The sequence below is a fragment of the Arthrobacter sp. SLBN-100 genome (genome assembly GCF_006715305.1).
Taxonomy (GTDB): Bacteria; Actinomycetota; Actinomycetes; order Actinomycetales; family Micrococcaceae; genus Arthrobacter.
In genome coordinates this window covers 812,145-835,504 of the sequence record NZ_VFMY01000001.1, presented here as the reverse complement: position 1 = coordinate 835,504, position 23,360 = coordinate 812,145, and the positions used below count along the sequence as shown (strand labels likewise).

The 23,360-nt window shown below is 65.5% G+C and carries 24 protein-coding genes; 23 read left to right on the top strand and 1 reads right to left on the bottom strand.

Translation table 11 applies throughout. The features are described 5' to 3' along the window. Positions 1 to 16 precede the first annotated feature (16 nt). The 23 genes from FBY31_RS03880 (at position 17) to FBY31_RS03775 (ending at position 22,001) form a co-directional block, all read left to right on the top strand. A complete protein-coding gene (locus tag FBY31_RS03880; RefSeq protein WP_142037133.1) occupies positions 17 to 1,438 on the top strand; it encodes a replication-associated recombination protein A in 1,422 nt (473 codons plus the stop codon). A gap of 170 nt (positions 1,439 to 1,608) precedes the next feature. Beyond that, positions 1,609 to 2,235 carry a 30S ribosomal protein S4 gene (rpsD, locus tag FBY31_RS03875; RefSeq protein ID WP_142037130.1) on the top strand — a complete coding sequence of 209 codons (627 nt, stop codon included), beginning with the start codon at positions 1,609 to 1,611 and terminating at the stop codon, positions 2,233 to 2,235. A 146-nt stretch (positions 2,236 to 2,381) separates the two neighbouring features. Then, a complete protein-coding gene (locus FBY31_RS03870; protein WP_142037127.1) occupies positions 2,382 to 2,756 on the top strand; it encodes a DUF948 domain-containing protein in 375 nt (124 codons plus the stop codon). Between the two features lie 17 nt (positions 2,757 to 2,773). Next, positions 2,774 to 3,016, top strand: a complete 243-nt coding sequence (locus tag FBY31_RS03865; RefSeq protein WP_235012923.1) for a hypothetical protein — start codon at positions 2,774 to 2,776, stop codon at positions 3,014 to 3,016. A 132-nt stretch (positions 3,017 to 3,148) separates the two neighbouring features. Beyond that, entirely contained in the window at positions 3,149 to 5,827 is a 2,679-nt protein-coding gene (alaS, locus tag FBY31_RS03860; RefSeq protein WP_142037125.1) for an alanine--tRNA ligase, read from the top strand. 7 nt (positions 5,828 to 5,834) lie between these two features. Then, positions 5,835 to 6,434, top strand: a complete 600-nt coding sequence (gene ruvX / locus FBY31_RS03855; RefSeq protein ID WP_142037122.1) for a Holliday junction resolvase RuvX — start codon at positions 5,835 to 5,837, stop codon at positions 6,432 to 6,434. Further along, entirely contained in the window at positions 6,431 to 8,134 is a 1,704-nt protein-coding gene (gene mltG, locus FBY31_RS03850) for an endolytic transglycosylase MltG (RefSeq protein WP_142037119.1), read from the top strand. The genes ruvX and mltG overlap by 4 nt, the downstream gene beginning before the upstream one ends. Then, positions 8,131 to 8,991 (top strand): shikimate dehydrogenase, encoded by an 861-nt coding sequence (locus FBY31_RS03845; protein ID WP_142037117.1) that lies wholly within the window; start codon positions 8,131 to 8,133, stop codon positions 8,989 to 8,991. The genes mltG and FBY31_RS03845 overlap by 4 nt, the downstream gene beginning before the upstream one ends. Before the next feature lie 26 nt (positions 8,992 to 9,017). After that, a complete protein-coding gene (aroC, locus tag FBY31_RS03840) occupies positions 9,018 to 10,217 on the top strand; it encodes a chorismate synthase (protein ID WP_142037114.1) in 1,200 nt (399 codons plus the stop codon). Then, positions 10,218 to 10,784 (top strand): shikimate kinase, encoded by a 567-nt coding sequence (locus tag FBY31_RS03835; protein WP_142037111.1) that lies wholly within the window; start codon positions 10,218 to 10,220, stop codon positions 10,782 to 10,784. Then, positions 10,781 to 11,872 (top strand): 3-dehydroquinate synthase, encoded by a 1,092-nt coding sequence (gene aroB / locus FBY31_RS03830; RefSeq protein WP_142037108.1) that lies wholly within the window; start codon positions 10,781 to 10,783, stop codon positions 11,870 to 11,872. Before FBY31_RS03835 ends, aroB begins: the two co-directional genes overlap by 4 nt. Next, positions 11,872 to 12,390: a tetratricopeptide repeat protein gene (locus FBY31_RS03825; protein ID WP_142037106.1), complete on the top strand. Its 519-nt coding sequence runs from the start codon at positions 11,872 to 11,874 to the stop codon at positions 12,388 to 12,390. Before aroB ends, FBY31_RS03825 begins: the two co-directional genes overlap by 1 nt. A gap of 172 nt (positions 12,391 to 12,562) precedes the next feature. Then, the gene (gene efp, locus FBY31_RS03820) at positions 12,563 to 13,126 is read left to right on the top strand and encodes an elongation factor P (RefSeq protein ID WP_142037103.1); all 564 of its coding nucleotides are present in this window, start codon (positions 12,563 to 12,565) and stop codon (positions 13,124 to 13,126) included. Further along, a complete protein-coding gene (gene nusB, locus FBY31_RS03815; RefSeq protein WP_142037100.1) occupies positions 13,126 to 13,536 on the top strand; it encodes a transcription antitermination factor NusB in 411 nt (136 codons plus the stop codon). Before efp ends, nusB begins: the two co-directional genes overlap by 1 nt. Before the next feature lie 122 nt (positions 13,537 to 13,658). After that, a complete protein-coding gene (locus tag FBY31_RS03810; RefSeq protein ID WP_142037098.1) occupies positions 13,659 to 14,387 on the top strand; it encodes a GntR family transcriptional regulator in 729 nt (242 codons plus the stop codon). 97 nt (positions 14,388 to 14,484) lie between these two features. After that, entirely contained in the window at positions 14,485 to 15,489 is a 1,005-nt protein-coding gene (locus FBY31_RS03805; protein WP_142037095.1) for a sugar phosphate isomerase/epimerase family protein, read from the top strand. Between the two features lie 58 nt (positions 15,490 to 15,547). Next, the gene (dhaL, locus tag FBY31_RS03800; RefSeq protein WP_142037093.1) at positions 15,548 to 17,305 is read left to right on the top strand and encodes a dihydroxyacetone kinase subunit DhaL; all 1,758 of its coding nucleotides are present in this window, start codon (positions 15,548 to 15,550) and stop codon (positions 17,303 to 17,305) included. Next, entirely contained in the window at positions 17,302 to 17,784 is a 483-nt protein-coding gene (locus tag FBY31_RS03795) for a ribose-5-phosphate isomerase (RefSeq protein WP_142037090.1), read from the top strand. The genes dhaL and FBY31_RS03795 overlap by 4 nt, the downstream gene beginning before the upstream one ends. Before the next feature lie 2 nt (positions 17,785 to 17,786). Then, the gene (locus tag FBY31_RS03790) at positions 17,787 to 18,779 is read left to right on the top strand and encodes a 3-hydroxyacyl-CoA dehydrogenase family protein (RefSeq protein ID WP_142037087.1); all 993 of its coding nucleotides are present in this window, start codon (positions 17,787 to 17,789) and stop codon (positions 18,777 to 18,779) included. Positions 18,780 to 18,807: 28 nt separating this feature from the next. Then, positions 18,808 to 19,575: an SDR family NAD(P)-dependent oxidoreductase gene (locus FBY31_RS03785; RefSeq protein ID WP_142037085.1), complete on the top strand. Its 768-nt coding sequence runs from the start codon at positions 18,808 to 18,810 to the stop codon at positions 19,573 to 19,575. Between the two features lie 12 nt (positions 19,576 to 19,587). After that, positions 19,588 to 19,758, top strand: a complete 171-nt coding sequence (locus tag FBY31_RS22785; RefSeq protein ID WP_160142437.1) for a hypothetical protein — start codon at positions 19,588 to 19,590, stop codon at positions 19,756 to 19,758. A gap of 41 nt (positions 19,759 to 19,799) precedes the next feature. Beyond that, positions 19,800 to 21,152, top strand: coding sequence for an MFS transporter (locus FBY31_RS03780; protein ID WP_142037081.1), 1,353 nt, complete (start codon positions 19,800 to 19,802; stop codon positions 21,150 to 21,152). 42 nt (positions 21,153 to 21,194) lie between these two features. Further along, a complete protein-coding gene (locus tag FBY31_RS03775; RefSeq protein WP_142037079.1) occupies positions 21,195 to 22,001 on the top strand; it encodes a triose-phosphate isomerase family protein in 807 nt (268 codons plus the stop codon). 25 nt (positions 22,002 to 22,026) lie between these two features. Here FBY31_RS03775 and FBY31_RS03770 read toward each other — a convergent pair whose 3' ends face one another. Beyond that, a complete protein-coding gene (locus FBY31_RS03770) occupies positions 22,027 to 23,307 on the bottom strand; it encodes a PrsW family intramembrane metalloprotease (RefSeq protein WP_142037075.1) in 1,281 nt (426 codons plus the stop codon). Positions 23,308 to 23,360: the final 53 nt, after the last annotated feature.

Here is a 23,360-nt window from a genome sequence, read left to right as displayed (position 1 = left end):
GAAGTAGCCTATCTATGTGGATGATCTCTTCGGGCATGGGCCCGGTAATGACGACGACGGCGACGACGTTGCGCCGGCCGCCGGCCGCACTGCCGGGGGAGGGGGCAACGCCTCCCCCCGCGGCCCGCTCGCCGTCCGGATGCGTCCGCGCACCCTTGACGAGGTAGTGGGCCAGCAGCATCTCCTCGGCCAGGGTTCGCCCCTGCGCCAACTGGCTGCCGGGGCCGGAGCGGACACGTCCGGCCCCGCCGGGCCCACCTCGCTCATCCTTTGGGGCCCGCCGGGTACCGGCAAGACGACCCTCGCGCACGTGATTGCCCGCGGGCCGGGGAGGAAGTTCGTGGAACTCTCCGCGATTACCGCCGGCGTGAAGGACGTGAGGCGCGTCATGGACGAGGCGCTCACCGCCCGGGACCTCTACAAAACGACCACTGTCCTGTTCCTGGACGAAATCCACCGCTTCAACAAGGCCCAGCAGGATGCCCTGCTTCCGGGCGTGGAAAACCGCTGGGTGGTTCTGGTTGCGGCCACCACGGAGAACCCGTCGTTCTCCGTGGTCTCACCGCTGCTGTCCCGTTCGCTCCTGCTGACGCTCCGGCCGCTGACAGATGCGGATATTGAAGCTCTGCTGGAGCGCGCCGTGGGCGATCCCCGCGGCCTGAACGGGAAGGTGCACCTCAGCGAGGAAGCACTCGACCACCTGGTCAGGCTTTCGGGCGGTGATGCGCGCCGTGCCCTGACCGCTTTGGAAGCGGCGGCCGGCGTGGCGTTCGGAGATGCGGACGATGCCGCAGACGGCCCCGTCGCTGTCGACCTGAAGCACACCGAACGCGCCCTGGACGTCGCCGCTGTACGCTACGACCGCGCCGGTGACCAGCACTACGACGTCATCAGTGCCTTCATCAAGTCCATCCGCGGGTCCGATGTGGACGCGGCCCTCCACTACCTGGCCCGGATGCTTGAAGCGGGCGAGGACCCCCGCTTCGTCGCGCGCAGGATCATGATCTCAGCCGCCGAGGACGTGGGGATGGCCGATCCCACCGCCCTGCAAACCGCAGTGGCGGCAGCGCAGGCGGTGCAGCTGATCGGGATGCCCGAGGGGCGCATCATCCTGGCCGAGGCCGTGGTGCACCTGGCCACGGCGCCGAAATCCAACGCCGCGTACATGGGCATTAACAAAGCCACCGCCGATGTCCGGGCAGGCCTGGGCAACGGCATCCCCGCGCACCTCAGGGACGCGCATTACCCGGGCTCCAAACAGCTGGGCCACGGCCTTGGATACAAGTACGCCCACGACGCTCCGCACGGGGTGGCCGCCCAGCAGTACCCGCCGGACGACCTGGTGGGGAGGGACTACTACCAGCCCACCGCCAACGGCGCGGAACGGGACATCGCTGTGCGGCTGGAGCGGCTGCGCAAGATTGTCCGGGGCAAGTGACCACCATGGTAGGATGGATGTTTGTCTGGCAAGGCGCGGACCCACAATCTCCCCAATTTACGTTGAGAAGGTTATGCCCTGCGCCCAGTAGCAAAAGGCAGCGGTTGGCCGATGCTCTCCATCGTGGAGGCCAGTAACACTGACACACCGCAGATATTGGAAGGACACAAGTGGCTAACAACACTCGTGCTCGCCGTCAGGCCCGCCTCTCGCGGTCCCTCGGCATCGCTCTGACCCCCAAGGCCGCCAAGTACATGGAGCGCCGCCCGTACGGCCCCGGTGAGCATGGCCGTGCCCGCAAGAAGCAGGACTCCGACTACGCCGTACGTCTGCGCGAAAAGCAGCGCCTGCGCGCACAGTACGGCATCCGCGAAGCACAGATGACCCGTGCCTTCGAAGAGGCCCGCCGCACCAAGGGCCTGACCGGTGAAAACCTCATCGAACTGCTCGAAATGCGTCTTGACGCCCTGGTCCTGCGTGCCGGCTTCGCCCGCACCATCGCCCAGGCCCGCCAGCTGGTTGTGCACCGCCACATCCTGGTTGACGGCATCCGCGTTGACCGCCCGTCGTTCCGCGTCGGGGAGGGCCAGCTGGTCCACGTCCACAGCCGCAGCGAAACCATGGTTCCGCTCCAGGTTGCAGCAGCCGGCGCCCACCGCGATGTCCTGCCCGCCGTTCCGGCATACCTGGATGTCAAGCTGGAAGCCCTCCAGGCACGCCTGGTCCGCCGTCCCAAGCGCTCCGAGGTCCCGGTGACCTGTGAAGAGCAGCTGGTCGTCGAATTCTACGCACGCTAAATTCCAGCAGCGTATCCAAAGAAGCCCGTGGCAAGCGCCGCGGGCTTCTTTGTATGTAAGGTACTTGGGGGACATCTGCGGCAATGCGCTTCACAATGCATCCGCCGGGTGGAACGAACCACAGAATTTCGAGGAGATGAACGTCTATGTCTGGTGGCGATATTGCCGGCCTGATCGCTGCCGGAGTGTTTGCGCTCCTGGTGCTGCTGCTTGCCGTGCCCATCCTGAAGCTGGGCAAGGTCCTGGACGAGGTTCGCACGTCCATCAGGTCCCTGAGTGACGGCGCCACGCCGCTGATGGACGAGGTCACGGCCACCGTGTCCACAACCAACCAGCAGCTGAAAAAGGTGGACGGCATCTCCTCCAACGTCTCCGACGCGTCGGCGAACCTGTCGGCACTGTCCTCGCTGGTTGCCGCCACCGTCGGCTCGCCGCTCATCAAAGTTGCAGCCTTCAGCTACGGCGTCCGCACCGCGCTGGCCGACCGCAAGAAACCCGCTGCCGGCCGCCGCAGCCGCTGAACTCCGGAGAACCTAAAATGAAACGACTTGTCTGGATGGGAATCGGCGTGGCGATCGGAGTCATCGCCTTCCGCAAAGCTACCGAAGTGCAGGCCAGCATGCAGTCCACGCTCGGCCCCCAGGGCCTCAACCGGGCTGTAGGCCGGCTGGCCGACGGGGTCTACGACTTCACGGACGCCATCCGGGACGGAATGCGCGAACGCGAAACAGATCTCCGCGCCGCCCTCGGGCTGGAGTCCGGAGAACTGGTCCGCCGCTGACCCGGCAACCGACCGGGCAGCGGCACGGCCGCAGTATATGAGAACCAACCGGCAGCAACCGTGCCCACGGGACTGCCAAGCGAACGAACTTCCGCGCATCCGCGTGGACCAAGAAGGGTAAGTAAACAGCTCATGAAGTCGCAGGAGATCACAAAGCGCTGGGTGGACTTTTTTGTCAGCAAGGGCCACACAGCGGTTCCCTCCGCATCGCTGGTCTCCAGCGACCCCTCGCTGCTGTTCACGGTTGCCGGCATGGTTCCGTTCATTCCTTACCTCACCGCACGTGAAGAACCGCCCTACTCCCGCGCCACCAGCGTGCAGAAGTGCATCCGCACCGGTGACATCGAGGAAGTGGGCAAGACCGCACGGCACGGCACGTTCTTCCAGATGTGCGGAAACTTCTCCTTTGGCGACTACTTCAAGGAAGACGCCATCAAGTTCGCCTGGGAACTGCTGACCAAGAGCGTGGACGACGGCGGGTACGGCCTTGCGCCTGAGCGGCTGTGGGTGACGGTCTATGAAGAGGACGACGAAGCCAAGGAACTCTGGCTGAAGAACACCGGCGTTCCGGCCGGGCGCATCCAGAAAATGGGCAAGTCGGACAACTACTGGCACACCGGCCAGCCCGGGCCTGCCGGTCCCTGCTCCGAGATCTACTACGACCGCGGCCCCGCCTATGGCATCGAGGGCGGCCCGCTGGCGGACGAGACCCGGTACATCGAAATCTGGAACCTGGTGTTTATGCAGTACCAGATCGAGAATGTCCGTTCGAAGGAAGACTTCGATGTGGTGGGCGAGCTGCCCAAGCGCAACATCGATACCGGCCTGGGCATGGAGCGCCTGGCCATGATCCTGCAGGGCGTCGAGAACATGTACGAGACGGACCAGGTCCGTCCCGTCATTGACAAGGCGGCCGCGCTCTCCGGCAAGGAATACACGTCCGCCGAGACTGCCGATGATCCCCACCACACCGACGACGTGCGCATGCGCGTGGTGGCCGACCACATCCGCTCTGCCCTGATGCTGATTTCCGACGGCGTCACGCCCTCCAACGAGGGCCGCGGCTACGTCCTGCGCCGGCTCATCCGCCGTGCCGTGCGTTCCATGCGCCTCCTCGGCGTGGAGCAGGCCTGCCTGCCTGACCTGCTGCCCGCCTCCCGGGATGCCATGAAGGGCGTCTACCCCGTGGTGGAGACCGACTTCGCCCGGATCAGCCGGATTGCCTACGCCGAAGAGAAGGCGTTCCTGCGCACCATCGCCTCCGGCACCGCACGCCTTGAGGACGCCGTCAGGGAATCCAAGGCCGCCAACAAGCCATTGTCCGGCGCCGATGCTTTCACCCTGCACGACACCTACGGGTTCCCGATCGACCTCACGCTGGAAATGGCTGAGGAAGCCGGGCTCAAGGTGGATGAGCCTGCCTTCCGCAGCCTCATGCAGGAGCAGCGCCAGCGCGCCCAGGCCGACGCCAAGGGCAAGAAGGGCGGCCACGCCGACGTCACTGCGTTCCAGGAGCTGCTCGGCCAGGGCGAGACGGTCTTCACCGGGTACACGGAGCTCGACGGCGAATCGCGCGTCCGCGGCATCCTCACCGGAGGGCGGCCGGTACAGCAGGCCTCCACGGGTGACGAGATCGAGCTGGTACTCGCCGAAACCCCGTTCTACGCCGAAGCCGGTGGCCAAGCGGCCGATACCGGGCTCATCACGGGTAACGGTTTCGTCGTCGAGGTCCTCGATGTCCAGCGCCCGCTGAAGGGCCTGAGCGTGCACAAGGCGATTGTCCGGGAAGGCGAGATCGGCGCCGACTCACTGGTCCGGGCCGCCGTCGACCGGGAACGCCGCCATGCCGCAGAACAGGCGCACACCGGCACCCACATCGTGCACGCGGCGCTGCACCAGATCCTCGGGCCGGAAGCCACCCAGCGCGGGTCCTTCAACAAGGCCGGCTACCTGCGCTTCGACTTTGCCTGGGGCGAAGGGCTGAGCACAGCCACCCGTTCCGAAATCGAAGAAGTCTCCAACCTCGCCATCCGCAACAACTACTCCGTGGAAACGAAGGTGATGGGACTTGCCGAGGCGAAGGCCCTGGGTGCCATGGCCCTCTTCGGCGAGAACTACGGCAGCGAAGTGCGTGTCGTGGAGATCGACGGCGCGTGGTCCCGTGAGCTTTGCGGCGGTACGCACGTAGCCAAAACTTCACTGATCGGCAGCCTTTCGCTCCTAGGCGAACAGTCCGTTGGCTCCGGAAACCGCCGCGTGGAGGCTTTCGTTGGCATGGACGCTTTCCGCCACCTTGCGGCCGAGCGTGCCCTCGTGACGGAACTGACGGAGATGCTCAAGGTTCCGTCCGGCCAGCTGGCCGACAGGATCGCTGCCACCCTGGCCAAGCTCAAGGCCACGGAGAAGGAGCTGGATCGCCTCCGCAAGGAACAGCTGGCAGCTTCGGCGGCCCAGCTGGTCAACAGCGCCGAGGATGCTGCGGGCGTCAGTGTCATCGCGCACGACGCCGGTCAGGTCAGCGGCGCCGACGACCTCCGCGGCCTCGCGCTTGACCTCCGGAACCGCCTGGGCTCGGCTGCGGCCACCGTCGCTGTGGCCGGTGTTGCCAACGGCCGCCCGATGATCCTGGTAGCCACGAACGAGGCCGCGCGGGACGCCGGGGTCAAGGCAGGTGCCCTGGTCCGGCTCGCCGCAGGCATCCTCGGCGGCGGTGGCGGCGGCAAGGACGACGTCGCGCAGGGTGGCGGAACCGACGCAGCAAAGGTAGCCCCTGCCCTGGCCGCCGTTGTGGACGCCATCGCGCGGCGATAAGGCACCCATGACCAATCCAACAGTTGCCGGCGGCAGCCCCCAGGGCGTCAAACTGGGGATCGACGTCGGCACCGTCCGGGTAGGGGTGGCCGTCTGCGACCGTGACTCGATCCTGGCCACGCCGTACAAGACGCTGGACCGGAACCCGAAGAAAAACTCGGATATCCGGGTCATCGCCAACCTGGTGCAGGAACTTGGTGCAGTGCAGGTCATCGTTGGCCTGCCCCGAACCATGAAGGGTGAAGAGCACGCCTCTGCGAGGATGGCCACGGAGTACGCCGGGTTGTTGGCAGCAGAGCTGGCAGCGCGGGCTGTGGCCGTCCCGGTGAACCTGGTGGATGAGCGCCTGAGCAGCGTAACGGCGCACCGGAACCTCCATGAAGCTGGCATGAGCAGCAGGAACCACCGTAAAGTAGTTGATCAGGTCGCGGCGGCAGGCATCCTCCAGCACGCCCTCGACATGCAAAAAGCCAGGGGAACGGATGTCGGCCGGCGCGTAACCACGCCCTCCCCTTCCGTGGATCCGGGGGTCAACGAGGCGGATGAGTCTGTCCGCGTCGCCCCGGAGGTCACGGACCGATCTTCAGATAATGGAAGGCAACAGTGAGCCCTGCCAACATTGACGACGCTTCCGGCCCCTTGGACGCCGGGGAAGCGAGGCCGCTGACCCGCAAGGAAATCCGGGCGCGTGAGAAGACCTCAAACACCGGACTCCAGGGCGCCGTGCCCGAGCAGGCGTACGAAACAGGACACGACGTGCCGCCCGTGCCTGCCGGACCACCGGCCGCGGCAGCGACTCCTGCTCCTCAAGTCCCCGAAGCGCAGCCCGTTCCGGCCGCTCCGGAAGCACCGCCGTCCATCCAGGCTGTCCACCAGGATGAGCGGCAGCCCGAGGCGAATTCCCCTGCCCGGCCCGCTGAGGCCTACGTGCAGCACGGCACCGCCCACCCGTCGGATGCGCCCGCTACCCGGATTCCTGAGGCGATCCCGCACGAGGACGCCCGCGGCGTTTATGAGCCAGCCCTGGCCGGGCACCGGCACGCAGGGGACATGCACTACGACGGCGACGTCCACTATGCAGAGGGGCACACCTACCACGACGGCGTGCACCATGACGAGTCCGTTCATCATGACGGGCACTATGGCCAGGGGCACTACGAGGATGCGCACTATGACGACGGCCACCACGACGACGGGCACCACGGGTTCCTGCCCGGCGCTGCGGCCGCAACAGTAGTGGCCAAGCCGTCCAAAAAGGTCCGCCGCCGCCGCCGGCTGCTGGCGCTGTTCCTGAGTCTTGCCGTTTTTGTCACCGCAGTCGCCGTCGGCGCGCAGTTCCTGAAGCCGCTGCTGGGCAATGACAAGCCCAGCGATTTCCCGGGCCCGGGAACGGGTGAGGTCGTTGTGACCGTCGAGAACGGCGAAGGCACGCGTGCCGTGGCCAGCACCCTGGAAAGCCAACGCGTGGTCGCAAACGCTGATACCTTCCTGCAGGCGTTCACCGCATCCGGGGGGACTCTGGCCCCGGGCGATTACACCTTCAAGACGGAGATGAAGAACAGCGACGCCGTGAACGTGCTGCTGGGCAAGGACAAAACGAAGGTTATCTACTTTGCCCTCAGTGCCGGGCTGCGCATTGGCGAATCCCTGCAGGCCATCTCGGAAGGATCCGGAGTCTCCATCCAGGATCTGAAGGCCCTGAGCGACCAGCCGGCCCTTTTCGGCTTGCCCGCCAACGCCAAGAACCTGGAAGGCTTCCTGGCGCCCGGGGAGCACCGCTACCCGCTCGGCACCTCCGCGAAGGACATCCTTCAGTCGCTGGTGAAAACCACCGTCGACGAGCTTGTCTCGCAGGGCATCACCGATCCGGCCAAGCAGTATGAAGCCGTTACCGTCGCCAGCATCGTCCAGGCAGAGGGCGGCCAGGCAGATTACGGCGACGTGGCCGGTGCCATCTACAACCGGCTCAAGCCCAATGACCAGACCGGCGGGTTCCTGCAGGTGGACTCGGCCGTGACCTACGGCCTGGGCACCAGGAGCTTCAACTTCACGGACGAACAGCGCCAGGACGCGTCGAACCCGTACAACACCTATGCGAATCCGGGCCTGCCCCCCGGCCCCATCGGTTCCCCGGGCAAGACAGCCATCGATGCTGCCGCCAAGCCGAAAGCCAACGATTTCCTGTACTGGGTGACAATCAACCTGGACACCAAGGAGACGAAGTTCTCCCGCACCCTGGCGGAGCACAACGGTTACGTTGAGCAGTACAACGCCTGGTGCACGGCAAACGTCGGCCGCTGCACATGAGCCTCCGGGCAGCCGTCCTGGGCCACCCGATCAGCCACTCCAAATCGCCGGCGCTGCACCACGCGGCGTACAGCAGGCTGGGCATCGGCATCAGCTACACGGCCATCGACGTCACCGAGGAACTGTTGCCCTCGTTGATGCGCCAGGTCCGGGACCAGCCGGGCTGGCGCGGCCTGTCCGTCACCATGCCCTTGAAGGCGGCCATGGTGGGCGAAGTGGATGAGGTCCGCGGCGTGGCCCGGACCCTGGGCGTTGTTAACACTGTGTCCTTTGAGCAGCACGGAAGCGGGTTCCGGACGATCGGCTCCAATACAGACGTAGCCGGAATCGTGAACGCGGTCCGGCACGCAGGCGCCCGCACACCGTCAGCGCCGGTTGTCCTCGGCGGGGGCGGAACGGCGGCGGCCGCCGTGGCGGCCCTGAAGGAACTGGGCGCCGCTTCGGCCCGCCTCTTCATGCGCGATCCATCACGGGCCGCCGATGTCCGTAACGCTGCGGACAGCCTCGGCTTCGCCCTGGACGTGCAGCCCATGACGGAGGCCGTGGCACCCACTGCTGCTGCCGACGTCGTCATTTCCACCCTGCCGCCGCGCGCCGCGGACGGGCTGGCCGCCGAAATCGCCGCCCTGAAGACCTCCACGCCCGGTGTTTTACTGGATGTGGCGTACGATCCCTGGCCCAGCCTGATCGGGTCCGTCTGGCACGCGGGCGGCGGCGCCGTAGTGCCCGGGCTTGAAATGTTGCTGTACCAGGCCGTGGAACAGGTGCGCCTGTTCAGCCGGCTCGAAGAGGAAGTTAACGCATCCGTCATAGATGTGATGTGTGACGCAGTCGGCCTTCCCCGACGGGCGTTGTGACCGCCATACGTGGCAGGATGGAAAATATGTTGCGTTGGTTGACTGCCGGTGAATCCCATGGTCCGGCTCTGATGGGAATTATTGAAGGCGTCCCCGCCGGTGTGGAAATCACCAGCGGGGATATCGCCGATTCACTGGCCCGCCGGCGCCTGGGCTACGGACGCGGGGCGCGCATGAAGTTCGAACAGGACGTCGTGACCATCCTGGGCGGCGTGCGGCACGGCATCACCCAGGGCGGTCCCGTGGCCATCCAGGTGGGCAACACCGAATGGCCCAAGTGGGAGCAGATCATGGCTTCCGATCCCGTTGACCCTGAAGTGCTCGCCGACCAGGCGCGCAACGCGCCCCTGACGCGCCCCCGCCCCGGCCATGCCGACTTCACCGGGATGCAGAAATACGGCTTCGATGAGGCCCGCCCCGTCCTCGAACGCGCCAGCGCCCGCGAAACCGCCACGCGCGTGGCCCTGGGCACTGTTGCTGCCCGGTTCCTGAAGCACCTCGGGATCGAACTCGTCAGCCACACCGTGTCCATCGCCACTGTCACGGTTCCGGAGGGCCGCCCGCTGCCGGTGCCCGCCGATGTGCTGGCCCTGGACGCCGACCCGCTGCGCTGCTTCGACCGGGAAACCTCCGACGCCATGGTGGCCGAGGTGGACGCCGCCCACAAGGAAGGCGAAACCCTGGGCGGCGTTGTTGAAGTCCTCGCCTACGGACTCCCGCCGGGACTGGGCAGCTATGTCCACTGGGACCGTCGGCTTGATGGCAGGCTCGCCGCAGCCCTGATGGGGATCCAGGCGATCAAGGGCGTGGAAGTCGGTGACGGATTCCTCACCGCCGCGCGCCGCGGTTCCGCCGCCCACGACGAGATCGTCAAGGACTCCGACGGCCGGATCATCCGCACCAGCAACCGGGCCGGCGGCATTGAGGGCGGCATGAGCATCGGTGATGTGCTCCGCGTCCGCGCGGCCATGAAGCCGATCGCCACGGTGCCCCGGGCCCTGAAGACCATCGACATCAGCACCGGCGAAGCGGCCAAGGCACACCACCAGCGCTCCGACGTTTGTGCCGTACCGGCGGCCGGCGTTGTGGCTGAAGCCATGGTGGCACTGGTCCTGGCCGAAGCCGTCAGCGAAAAGTTCGGCGGCGACTCCGTGGCGGAAACCGCACGCAACATCAAGGGTTACCTGGACAACATTCCGGCGTCCCTGGACTCGATCGGCCAGTAAGTGCCCCACCGCAACAAAACCCTGTCCGTGGGCCGGCCGGTGGTTCTCATCGGGCCCATGGCAGTCGGCAAGTCCGCCATCGGACACCAGCTTGCCCAGCAGCTTGGTGCCCCGTTCGTGGACACCGACGCCGTCATCGTGGCCGCCCACGGATCCATCGCAGACATCTTCGCCGGCCGTGGCGAGCATGCCTTCCGCGAGATTGAGGCGCGGACAGTCGCCGACGTCGTCGAAGCAGCAGAAGGCACCACCACGGTCATCTCCCTCGGCGGCGGGGCGGTGCTCGACTCCGGCACGCAGCAGCTGCTTGCCCGATGCACCGTGGTTTACCTCGAGTGCGACGCTGACACCGTTGCCGGGCGCATCGCCCGCAACTCCGGGCGGCCGCTGCTCGCGGGGGACGCAATGGGCCGCTGGACAGCCATGTTCGCCACCCGCAAGCCGGTTTACGAGCGGCTGGCAGATATCACCCTGGACGTGCGCCACGGCTCGGTTTCCGAGCTGGGGCGCCGACTGGAAGCAGCACTGCGGGACTACGCAGCTGCCAAACAGGAAGTTGAAAAGTGAGCGCCGAATCAACAGTCATCAAGGTCACCGGCGAATCCGCCGCCAACAACTACGATGTGGTGGTGGGGCGGGGGCTGCTCGGAGACCTTCCCGGCCTGCTCGGTGAGCGGGTCCGGCGGGTCCTGGTCATCCATCCCCGCGCCCTCCGGCTCACCGGCGACACCGTCCGTGATGAGCTTGCGGCGGCAGGTTTTACCTCTCTGACAGCGGAGATTCCCGACGCCGAAGAAGGCAAGCACATCCAGGTGGCCGCCTTCTGCTGGCAGGTCCTGGGGCAGAACGACTTTACGCGCTCCGACGCGATTGTGGCCGTCGGGGGAGGCGCCGTCACGGACCTTGCCGGGTTCGTTGCCGCCACTTGGCTCCGCGGCGTCAAGGTCATCCACATGCCTACCAGCCTGCTTGGCATGGTGGATGCCTCCGTGGGCGGGAAAACCGGCATCAACACTGCCGAAGGCAAGAACCTGGTGGGCGCATTCCACCCGCCGGCCGCCGTCCTGGCAGACCTGGATACCCTGAACACCTTGCCCAGGAACGAGATCATCTCGGGAATGGCGGAAGTCATCAAGTGCGGCTTCATCGCCGATCCCGCCATCCTCGACCTTGTGGAGAAGGACCCCGAGGCTGTGGTGGACCCGCAGTCGGAAGCCCTCCGCGAGCTCATCGAGCGGGCCATCGCCGTGAAGGCGAAGGTGGTCTCCGAGGACCTGAAGGAGTCCGGCCTGCGCGAGATCCTGAACTACGGCCACACGCTGGGGCACGCCATCGAACTGGTGGAGCGCTACTCCTGGCGCCACGGGGCCGCTGTCTCCGTGGGCATGATGTTCGCCGCCGAGCTCGCCCGCAGCGTGGGGCGGCTCAATGATGCCGACGCCGACCGGCACCGCAGCATCCTGGACGGACTGGGGCTTCCGGTCACCTACCGGAAGGACCGTTGGCAGGGCCTGCTCGACGGCATGCGGCGGGACAAGAAGTCCCGCGGCGACCTGTTGCGCTTCGTGGTCCTCGACGGAGTGGCCAAGCCGGGGATCCTTGATGTCCCGGATACGTCGCTGCTCTTCGCCGCCTACCAGGAAATTGCTTCCTGATGCAGGGCGACATGGCAGGCACCACAGACTGGCCGGAAGCCGGGTTCCCGGGGATCCGCATCAACCCCGAATCCCTGCTGCCGGAAATCGTCAACGAGGACGCCTGCCGGGAGGCTCTGGCGGTCTCCACTGATCCGGCTGACCACATCTTTGTCCTGCTGGTGGAAGGGCACGGCGCTGAAGCTGCCGAACTGCTGGCCGAAGCCCGCTTCAAGGATCCCGAATCCTTCAGGCTTCGGGCATTCGAAGCCGAAGTGCTGCGTGTGTCCAACCGCCTGGACCGGGCCGTGGAGTTGTTCCGGCAGCTGCTCGCCGAAGTGCAGGGGACACCGCGTGAGGCGCTGGTCCTGCAGTTCCTGGGCAAGACCCAATACACGGCCGGCCAGACGTCGGCAGCCGTTGAATCCTTCGCCCGCGCCCTGGATCTGCGGGTGGCCGAGTCGGCGGATGCCGCTTTGATTTACTCCTCCACGGTGGCGCTCCAGCGCGCCCGGGACGTGCTGGACCTGGCCTGCTGACGCCGTTCGGCGGGCACCCTACCTTGGGCACCCCCGATTTACCGGTAGAATGGTATTTGAATTTTTTCGAACCCCGGATTTTTGACAAATACGCGCTGGCACGCCGCCTGGCCTGCCTGCCCGGCATACAGCGTCTGAGAACGCGACCAGACAGAGAAACCAGAGGATACCAGTGGCAACCACTAACGACATCAAGAACGGAACGGTCCTGAAGCTTGAGGGCCAGCTCTGGAACATTATCGAATTCCAGCACGTCAAGCCCGGCAAGGGTGGCGCCTTCGTGCGCACCAAGATGCGCAACGTGATGTCCGGGAAGGTCGTGGACAAGACGTTCAACGCCGGGCTCAAGATCGAAACCGCCACCGTGGACCGCCGCGACTACCAGTACCTGTACCAGGACGGCGCGGACTTCGTGTTCATGGACACCTCCGACTACGACCAGATCACGGTCTCCGGTGCGACCGTTGGCGACGCCACCAACTTCATGCTCGAGAACCAGATGGTCAACATCGCCATCCACGAAGGCAACCCGCTCTACATCGAACTGCCGCCGAGCGTCGTCCTCGAAATCACCTACACGGAGCCGGGCCTGCAGGGTGACCGCTCCTCCGCCGGCACCAAGCCCGCAACCCTGGAAACCGGCTACGAGATCCAGGTTCCGCTGTTCATCGAGAACAACACCAAGGTCAAGGTGGACACCCGCGACGGCAGCTACCTCGGCCGGGTCAGCGAGTAGTGAGCGCCCGCGGTAAAGCCCGTAACAGGGCCCTGGATGTTCTTTTCGAAGCCGAGCAGCGCTCGGTTTCGGCTTTCGACGTGCTCCGGGCGCGCCGGGAGAAGACGGACCAAATCATCAACCCGTACACCCTGGAAATCGTGGAAGGCGTCCTGTCCCAGCAGGCCGCTATCGACGAATTCCTCGAAACGTACTCGCAGGGCTGGACCCTTGAGCGGATGCCGTCGGTTGACCGCATCATTCTGCGGATCGGCACCTGGGAGCTCCTTTACAACGACGACGTCCCGGACGGTGTGGCGGTGAGCGAAGCGGTGGCGCTGGCCAAGACCCTCTCCACCGACGAGTCGCCGCAGTTCATCAACGGCCTGCTCGGCCGGTTGCAGCAGCTGAAGCCTTCCCTGCTGGCATAGTCCCAGGACGCGACATCAAGGAGCCCCGGCCGGGTCAACCAGGCCGGGGCTCCTTTGTGTCATCACCTTTTGCCACATCACCTGCCGGGTGCGGATCCGGGGCAACCCTATAGGATTCAACTATGCAGAAAGCCTTCGACAGCACCGACGCCACGCCACTGGAGCAGGCCGGTTCCCGCCGTTCCGGCCGCGCAGTGAACCGCCAGGTGCTGGCCGACCACGTTTACACCGAGCTCTTGGCCTCCCTCATGGACGGCCGGCTGGCGCCGGGGTCCGCGGTGAGCATCGACGGCACTGCACGGGATCTCGACGTTTCGCCCACGCCCGTCCGCGAAGCGCTTGCGCGGCTGGAGCACACCGGAATGGTCCGCCGGGTGGCGCTGAAAGGCTACCGGGTGGCCCCGGTCTTCACCCGGGAAGATTTTGCCGAACTGATGGAGGCACGGCTGGCCATCGAGCCGGTCAATGCCCGGCTTGCCTGCGAACGCATGGACCAGGGGGGCCTGGCGGAGTTGAAGAAGGCCGTTGAGGACCTGAAGTCCGCTCCGCGGGGACCGGCCTTCGCGGAGTTCAAGGACTATCTGGAGGCAGACGAGCGGTTCCACCAGCTCATTGCGCAGCAGACCGGAAACCAGTTCATGGAGGCCGCGTATTCGGCTCTGGGCGGCCAAATCCAGCGGTTCCGGCTTTTCGGGGGAGTGGGCATCACGGACGCCGAGTGCGCCATAGCCGAGCATGAAGCTGTTCTGGATGCTATTTCCGCCGGTCATCCCGGGAAAGCAGAAGCGGCCATGGCGGCACACATTCAACACGTCCGCTCCAGGGCGATCGCTGCCGCTCCGGAAAGCTAAACCACACTAAGAACCCTCCTGCATCAGGCGTGATCTTGACAACATTTGCTGGATAGTAAATCCTATAGGAAAGACGATCTAGGAAACGAGCAAGCACTTGAGCTATACAGCAGGTAACTGGCCCATCACGGCAGCGTTGCTGCAGTTCCCCTCCATGGACGCATCAGGAGTACATGTCAATGAGGCCGATGCTTCCCTCTGGGCAGAAGTCCTGACGGAGGTCAAGGAGGCAGGCTTCGCGAACGCAGACCTCACTGACAGCTGGGTCCGCCCTGGCGACCTGGGCAGGGAACGACTTGCCGAGTTCAAGCAGACAGCCGAAGAGGTGGGCATCGGCCTGCCGGTCATCTCCGCAATCCGCCGCAGCGTCATCGAGGAAGGCAACTGGGAAGCCAACCTTGCCTACAGCCACCGCACCATCGACGCCGCTGCGGAACTGGGCTGTGAGGTTGTGTCATTCGGGCTCCACCAGGCCATCACGGCCGAGCAGCAAAAGCAGCTCTGGTTCTGGACGGTTGAAGGCTACAAGGATCCGGCCGGGGACAAGGAAGCGTGGGATCATGCAGTCTCCCGCCTGCGCGAGCTGGGCCGGCACGCCGCCGAGGTGGGCGTCCTCCTGTCGCTCGAGATGTACGAGGACACCTACCTTGGCTCCGCGGATTCGTCTGTGCGGCTCGTGCAGGACATCGGGCTGGCAAACGTTGGACTTAATCCCGATCTCGGTAACCTGATCCGGCTCCACCGGCCCATCGAGGACTGGCGTGAGATGGTGGCGAAGACCCTGCCCTACTCCAACTACTGGCACATGAAGAACTACATCCGGGACGAGGACGTGGCCCGCGACATGTATGTCACCATGCCGGCCCCGATGGAAAGCGGCCTCATCAACTACCGTGAGGCGTTCAAACTTGCCCTGTCCGTTGGCTTCCAGGGCATCCTCTGCACGGAGCACTACGGCGGTGACGGCCTCAGCGTGACAGCCAGCAACCAGGAATACCTGCGCCGCCATGTGCTCCCCAAGACGGACGGCTACGCGCTCGGCAAGAGCCAGGTGGCCCAGGGGCGGCAGCAGCCCACCGCCGTTGAGCTCACCAGTGTGTGATTGAAACCGGTGATCGAGCCCGGATACGAAATTACCAACAAGGATTCAACGAGGAACCATGACTCAGATTTTTGACAACCCCGCTGACTTCGCGGATGAGGCACTGGACGGCTTCGTGGCGGCCAACCGCGGGTACGTGGTCCGGGTCGACGGCGGCGTGGTCCGCTCCACTGAGATGCCGGCCGGCCAGGTTGCCCTGGTGGTCGGGGGCGGCTCCGGACACTATCCCGCGTTCGCAGGCCTCGTTGGCCCCGGCCTCGCCGCCGGGTCCGCCTGCGGCAACATGTTCGCCTCGCCCGCGGCCGGACAGGTGTACCGCGTGGCCAAGGCAGCCAGCGCCGGTGGCGGGGTGCTGCTCAGCTACGGCAACTACGCCGGCGATGTCCTGCATTTTGGCCAGGCCCAGCTCCGGCTCAACGCGGAGGGCATCGAGACGCGGACGGTCACCGTGACCGATGACATTGCCAGCGCACCCATCGACCAGCTTGAGAAGCGCCGCGGCATCGCCGGGGACCTGACGGTCTTCAAGGTCGCGGGCGCTGCGGCCGAAGCCGGCCTGAACCTTGACGACGTCGAGCGGCTGGCCATCAAGGCCAACCACCGCACGCGCTCACTTGGCGTGGCGTTTGACGGCTGCACGCTTCCCGGCGCGAGTGATCCGCTGTTCCATGTCCCGTCCGGCCAGATGTCGCTGGGCCTGGGGATCCACGGCGAGCCCGGAATCTCTGAGCACCCCATGCCCACGGCCTCGGAGCTCGCCGAACTCCTGGTCTCGAAGCTGCTCAACGACAAACCGGAAGATGCCGGCGGCCGCGTGGTGGCAATCGTCAACGGCCTGGGGACAGTCAAGTACGACGAGTTGTTCCTGCTGTTCGGCAAGATCGAACAGCTCCTCACCGCCGCCGGCCTGACTGTAGTTGAACCGGAGTGCGGCGAGCTGGTCACCAGCCTGGACATGTCCGGCCTCTCCCTCACCCTGCTGTGGCTGGACGACGAACTGGAGCGCTATTGGGCAGCCCCGGCCGACACCCCGGCCTTCCGCAAGGGGAGCATGTCAGCCCGCGCACCCCGCGCCAAGGCGGAGATGGACGACGCCGGAACGGCCGAGGTGGAACAGCCCGCCCCTGCTGCGGCAGAACTTGGCCGGCAGGCAGCGGCGGTCCTCGCCCAGGTGCGGGACGTCGTCGTCGAGCATGAAAAGGAACTCGGCAAGCTGGATGCGATCGCAGGCGACGGCGACCACGGAATCGGCATGCGGCGCGGCGTGGAGGCCGCAGCCGCGGCAGCCGAAGCTGCGTCCGGTTCATCGGTCGCCCGCATCCTGGCTGCTGCGGGGGAGGCCTGGAGCGAACGCGCAGGCGGTACATCGGGCGCGCTGTGGGGCTCTGCGGTTATCGCAGCCGGCCACGCGCTTGGCAACAAGGAAATCTACGGCGCCTCCGACGCCGCCGCCGCAGTCAACGCCTTCGCCGGAGCAATCACCGACCTGGGCAAGGCCGACGCCGGGGACAAGACCATGGTGGACGCCCTCCTTCCGTTCCGGGACGCATTCCTGGCAGAGCTCGACGGCGGCGCTCCCGTCGATAAGGCATTGGCGGCAGCCGCTGCGGCAGCTGAGTCCGCGGCAGCGCGGACGGCCGGGCTGCGGCCGCTGAAGGGCAGGGCACGTCCGCTGGCGGAAAAGAGCCTCGGCCACCCGGATCCCGGTGCTGTTTCCTTCGGACTGATCGCCGCCCGGATCTCGCACTACATCGATTCACAACTGACCGTCGATTCAGACCTGGCCGCAGCGGCCGGAAACGGAGTCCCAGCATGACCACGAACCAACTGTGGCGCATTGTCATCGGCAACGATGAAGCCGGCGTCGAATACAAGGAGGCGCTGAAGGCGCTGCTGCAGGCAGACGCCCGTGTAGCGTCCGTAGTGGACGTGGGCGTCAGTGCGAACGACACGACAGCGTACCCGCATGTCGCCGTCGACGCCGCCCGGAAAGTGGCCGAGGGCGAGGCGGACCGTGCCCTGCTGATCTGCGGCACCGGGCTGGGCGTAGCGATCGCCGCCAACAAGGTCCCGGGCATCCGTGCTGTGACCGCCCACGACGGATACTCCGTCGAACGGTCCGTCCTGAGCAACAACGCCCAGGTCCTCACCATGGGCCAGCGCGTCATCGGCCTTGAACTGGCCAAGAAACTGGTAGGCGAATGGCTCGACTACCGTTTCGACGAGACCTCAGCCTCCGCCGCCAAGGTGGACGCCATCTGCTCCTACGAACCCGATTACACAAAGGCAGTCTGAACATGAGCGAAACAGCACACACACCCACCACAGCGGACACAAACGGCGGCCGGAAGATCGCCGTCGTCGGGTCCGGCTACATGGGCGGCGGGATCGCCCAGGTCCTGGCCCTCGGCGGGGCACGCGTGGCACTCGCGGACGTGTCGGCCGAGGTGGCCCAAAGCAACTATGAACGCCTCCTCGCAGAATCGGACCAGTTCGTGGCCGACGGCCTGTTCCCGGAGGGTTCCACCGAAATCCTGAAGCAGAACCTCTGGGCTGCCAAGGACATCGAGGAGGCCGTGGCGGACGCGGATTTCATCGAAGAAGCCGTCCCCGAAGTCATCGCCATCAAGCACCAGACCCTGGCCCGCATCAGCGCCGCCGCCAGCCCGGACGCCATCATCGGCTCCAACACCTCCACCATCTCCATCGCCGAACTGTCCGGGCCAGTCACCAACCCGGAGCGGTTCCTCGGCGTGCACTTCTCCAACCCGTCGCCGTTCATCCCGGGCGTGGAAATCATTCCGCACGCCGGCACTTCGGCGAGTACGGTCGGCGCGGTCCGTGAGCTGGTCCACGCGTCCGGCAAGCAGACTGCGGTAGTCAAGGACGTCACCGGCTTCGTGCTCAACCGCCTGCAGTACGCGCTGTTCCACGAAGCTGCGCAGCTCGTGGAGCAGGGCATTGCCACGGCGGACGATGTGGACACCCTGGTCCGCACTACCTTCGGCTTCCGGCTGCCCTTCTTCGGCCCGTTCGCGATTGCGGACATGGCCGGGCTGGACGTGTACAACTTCTGCTACAAGTCCCTGCAGACCGACTTCCCCGTGCGGTTTGCCACCCCGAAGATCCTCAGCGACCTGGTGGAAGCCGGAAAACTTGGCACCAAGACCGGAGCGGGTTTCCTCAACGTCCCGGCGGAGCGCACACCCGAGCTGATCGCGTACCGCAACAAGGCCTACGTCGCCATGCAGAAGCTGCTTGAAGACCTCGGCCCCGCGCCCATCAGCTAACACATTCCGTCTTTCCCCAGGAGCAACCATGAGCAGTTTTCCCGCACAACGCACGGCCATCATCACCGGAGCAGTCTCCGAGCGCGGCATCGGCCGGGCCACCGCGAACTACCTTGCCGCCCAAGGCTGGAACATCGGCATCATTGACCTCGATGACGCCCTGTGCAAGGCCGCGGCCAAGGAATTGTCGTCCCAATACGGCGTCCAGGCCCACGGTGTGGGTGCCAACGTGGCAGACGAAGCATCGGTCCGCTTCGCCGTTGACTCGATCGAGGCGGAGCTGCCCCAGATCGTGGCCCTTGCCAACGTTGCCGGTGTCAGTTCCCCCGTTCCTTACCTGGAGCTGGACGGGGCCGAATGGGACCGGGTTCTCAACATCAACCTCAATGGCGTCCATTACGCCACGCGCCGGGTGGCCGAGTCCATGGTGAAGAACCGGATCGGCCGGATCGTCAACATCTCCTCGGTTTCTGCCCAGCGTGGCGGCGGCACCTACTCCAAGACGCCTTACTCTGTGGCAAAGGCCGGCGTGATCGGACTGACCCGCTCCACCGCCCGCGAACTGGGGGAGTACGACATCACCGTCAACGCCATTTCCCCCGGCCCGATCGACACGGACATCATGGGCGGCACCCTGAGCCAGGAACGCAAGGACGAACTGACGAAGGACCTGGTGGTCAACCGGGTCGGGTCCACGCGTGACATCGCCGCAGCCATCGCCTTCCTCATCAGCGAGGACGCCGGATACATCTCCGGCCAGACGCTGAATGTGGACGGCGGGCTCTACATGCATTAAGGAAGGTCGGCCTTGGCACATAACAGCAAACGACTGGCACGGCTTTCACCGGTACGGCCTTCATCAGCAGCAACACCCCGAACCACCGGGCTTGGTTCCTGGACCCGGGCGCGCACCATCTACCTCGCCGCGGGCATCCTTGCCTGCATCGCGGGGGTCGTGATGATCGTGGTCTCCGGCTAGAACCCCAAGCACGTCTTCAAAGTACTCAAAGAGGAGTTTTGATGTCCCTATCCGCAACATCCACCAAGGAGCTCCTGGACTCGCCGGTCCTGAAATCGGCGATTTCCAAGGCGTCCTTCCGCCTTATGCCCATGCTGGTGATCCTGTATGTGGTCGCCTTCCTGGACCGCACCAACGTCGGCTTCGCCGAAGCCGCCCTGGGCGTGGACAAGGGCATCACCGCCGGTGCCTATGCCTTGGGCGCCGGGATCTTCTTCATCGGCTACGCCCTGTTCGAAATCCCCAGCAACCTGCTCCTGACGAAGTTCGGGGCGAAGGTGTGGCTGGCCCGGATCGCCATCACCTGGGGCATCGTGTCCGCCTGCTTCGCGTTCGTCCAGGGCGAGGCGTCCTTCATCATCCTGCGTTTCCTGCTGGGTGTGACCGAAGCCGGCCTGTTCCCGGGCGTCATCATGTTCCTGGCCGCCTGGTTCCCCAACAAAGTCCGGGTGAAGATGTTCGCCATCTTCTACCTGGCCCAGCCGTTCTCGCAGATGATGGGCGCACCGCTGTCCGGCTGGCTGATCAACATCGGTGACCAGGTGCCCGGAGTCCAGGGCTGGCAGGTCATGTTCTTCGTCGAAGGCATGCTCGCAGTCCTGGCGGGCGTCGCGGCGTACTTCTTCCTGATCAACAGCCCCCAGGACGCCAAGTTCCTGGACGCCGCTGAAAAGAAAGCACTGCTGGATGTCATGGATCTGGAAGACACCGTCAAGGAAGAAACAGGGCCGCGCGGCGTGCTTGCAGCCATGAAGAACGGCAAGGTCTGGTACTTCACCATCATCTACTTCTGCCTGCAGATCGCCGTTTACGGAGTCACCTTCTACCTGCCGCAGCAGGTGGCCCAGCTGACAGGCCAAAAGGTGGGTCTCGCCGTCGGCCTGATGGCAGCCATCCCGTGGTTCTTTGGCATCTTCGCCTGCTACCTCATCGGCAAGGCCGCAAACACCCTGGTCCGCCGCCGGATCTGGGGGAACGGGCTGTTTATCTCCACCGGCCTATGCATCTTCGGCTCCGCGTGGGCCGGCACAAACCACCTCCCGGCGCTTGGCATCATCTTCATCACGTTGGCCGTTTGCAGTTTCCTCTCCATCGGGCCCATCGCGTGGTCCTACCCCACAGCGTTCCTCACGGGCACGGCCGCAGCCGCCGGCATCGGCCTGATCAACTCCCTCGGAAACCTCGGCGGCTTTGTTGCGCCAATCCTGCGCACCAGCGTCAACGGGATCGCGGCCGACTCCACCGGCTCCGCGGGCGTCTTTGCCCTGGGTGTGCTTCCGTTCCTGGCCGCCGCCATGATGTACGCCACCAAGCGGTTCCGCAACAAGGCGGACGATCTGCTCGATACCAAATGAGTCCCAGCCGTGCCTGAACGCGCCTCCGGAAAGGAACCGGCCATGACCAACACCTTGTACATCGGGGTCAGCACCAAGATGTACCTGGGTTACCGGGAATCCATGGAATGGCTCGCGCAGGCCCGGCACGAAGTGGACACCCGTCCGGCCCTTGCGGCCGGACGGGTGGTCCCGTTTGTGATTCCCGCTTTCCCAGTGCTTCCCGCTGCCGGCACAATACTCGCAGGATCGCCGGTGCGCCTCGGCGCCCAAAACTGTGGTTGGGCTGACGGTCCCTGGACAGGGGAGGTATCGCCTTCCCTCCTGGCGGAACTGGGAGTTGCCCTGGTGGAGATCGGGCACGCCGAACGGCGGCGGCATTTCGGCGAAGACAGCGAAGTGATCGCGCGCAAGGTCCAGGCAGCCGACGCAGCAGGGATCACGGCCCTGCTGTGCGTTGGTGAGGAAACCCGCGGGGACATGGCAGAAGCGGGACCAGCGGCGGCGGCCGAGTTCGTCCACCAGCAAATCAACGACGCCGTAGGCGGGGACTGGAAGTTGGCATCCCGGCTCCTCATCGCCTACGAGCCCGTATGGGCCATTGGGGCAGCAGAACCCGCCGGCGCCGAATACGTTTCGGCTGTAATCCATTCACTCCGCGCCCTTCTCGGCGCCCATGAAGCGGAGGCGGGTGCAGCCCTGCGGAGCCTGCCGATTATTTATGGCGGCTCGGCAAAACCAGGGCTCCTGCCCACGCTGGACGGCGTCTCGGGGCTCTTCCTGGGCAGGTTTGCCCACGATGCCGCCAACTTCGGGAAAGTGCTGGATGAGGCACTTTTGCTGTCAACGGAGAGCGCGGGCCGTCGTTAGCCGTGTCCGGGGCGGGGCCGGGAGTTCAACGCGCGACGGCGGCCCTCAGGGCCAGGATGTGCTGCAGCTGCTGCCGCTCCTCAGCCTGGTGCAGTTGCACGTCGCGGCCGCTGAGGATGCGCTGCCGCGTGTTGGCAAGGTGCGTCGCGGCCCTCAGGAATTCCTTCATCTGCCGCTTCCTGCCATAGCTGCCCGCCCAGTTAAGTGCAGTGCGGCGGCCGCCGAACGTGGCGAGGAGCTCCACTTCGGCAGGCGTGAACCAGCCGGCGGCGGAGTATTCAAGCAGGCGCTGGCGGGTGAGCCGTTTCTCTGCGACGCGCAGGAGGATGATGCCGCCCACAGCAAGGAAGAAGATGGGAACCTGGACCAGGATGTAGTCCACCAGGAAGCCCTGGCCCATGCTGTTCCAGCGGTTGTGGAGGAACATGGCCGGAAGCAGCCCCACAAAGAAAGCGGCTACCGAAGCGCCCGCGTGCCACCGCCGCGCCGCGAAGCCCATGATGAGCCCGGTGGTGCCGGTGAAGATCGCGTGGGCGAAGGGGGACATGACGCCCCGGAGGAAAAACACCTGGGCGAAATCACTGGCCGGGTTTGCCGATTCGGCGATGGCCCTGCCGAAGTACAGGATGTTCTCGGTGAAGGCGAAGCCGCCGGCAACAGTAAAGGCGAAAACCACCCCGTCAACAGGCCCGTCGAAATGCCGCCTGGCCAGCAACAGCAGGAGCAGCAGCCCCAGGGATTTGGCGAACTCCTCCACGATCGGGGCCTGGACTGTGGCCATGAAGGTCTGCAGGTCCGCTTCATCGGACAACTGGAAGCCCAGGACAAAAAACGGCTGGATCAGCAGGGTGACTGCGATGGATACGGCTGCGCCCCAGGTGAAGGCGAAGTACAGCAGGCGCTTCGGCTCGGGTTCCCATTTGTCGATGACATGGACCGCCAGGAGGACCACCGAGAGGGGAATGAGCGAAGCCAGGAAACCTACCAGGAACCCCGCCGCACCCGTGTTCGACAACAGGAACGGCACCACCAGGAACAGGCTAAGGAAGGCCAGGGCACTGCCGCCGATGGTCAACGCAACAAGGCTCCCGCTCCGGGCCCGGCCGGCCCGGACCACAGTGCCTTGAACCTCCCGCGGCACGAAGGTATTCACGGGATGGCCCTGGTGCCCAGGGGCGGAGCGGTAGTTGCCCGGCTGCACCTGGCCCATCCAGCTCGGGTTGGCGTCACGGGGGAGCGGTGTGCCCCCGCCCGGGAAGGGATCTTCGGGCGGTCCGGACGCAGGGTAGCGGGGATGCATCGACATATCCGAAAGCCTAGGTGGCTCCCGCCGCACCTCCAAGGATCCTGCCCCTCGAG